Raw genomic sequence first — 725 nt, 5'->3', positions numbered from 1 at the left:
CCCCGACCACCGACCCGACCCTGCCCACCGCCACCGCGCCGACGGCCCCGGCGACCCAGCCGACGTACACCGTGCCGACGGGCGTCCCGACGGAGGTTCCGACGACGGCCAACCCCGGCGACCAGGGCGGCCCGGGCGGCCAGGGCGACCCCGGGGGCCCCGAGGCGGGCGGCTGAGGCACAAACACGCAGGGTGGTGACCAAGGTCACCACCCTGCGCACATGCCTACGTACGGCCCTGTAGCCCTGAGCTCCCGCTGAGGACCCGACCAGAGATGCTGAGGACCCGACTAGAGATACAGCCCCGTGGAGTCCTCGGACCCCTCCAGCCGCTCGGCCGCGACCGCGTGCAGATCGCGCTCCCGCATCAGCACATACGCGACGCCGCGCACCTCGACCTCGGCCCGGTCCTCCGGGTCGTAGAGCACCCGGTCGCCCGGCTCCACAGTCCGCACGCTCTGCCCGACCGCGACCACCTCGGCCCAGGCCAGCCGCCTGCCGACCGCCGCGGTCGCCGGGATGACGATGCCGCCGGTCGAGCGCCGCTCGCCCTCCGGGATGTCGGTTCGGACCAGCACCCGGTCGTGCAGCATCCGGATGGGCAGCTTGTCATGGGAGGTGTTCGTACTCACGCCCCTGACCGTACCTGGCCCGGCGGCACACCGGAGGCACGGGCCGGACACAGCCCGCTGAACGCCCCCGGACTGCCCCTTGACCGCCCCCGCC

The 725-nt window shown here is 74.2% G+C and carries 1 protein-coding gene; it reads right to left on the bottom strand.

Annotated features, from left to right (window positions below; genetic code table 11):
• Positions 1-289: 289 nt before the first annotated feature.
• A complete protein-coding gene (locus CCN51_RS52520) occupies positions 290-592 on the bottom strand; it encodes a GroES family chaperonin (RefSeq protein WP_048831771.1) in 303 nt (100 codons plus the stop codon).
• Positions 593-725: the final 133 nt, after the last annotated feature.

Origin of the sequence: Streptomyces milbemycinicus (assembly GCF_002154605.1) — a bacterium.
Classification (GTDB): Bacteria; Actinomycetota; Actinomycetes; order Streptomycetales; family Streptomycetaceae; genus Streptomyces; species Streptomyces milbemycinicus.
This window is presented reverse-complemented; position numbering and strand designations above follow the sequence as displayed.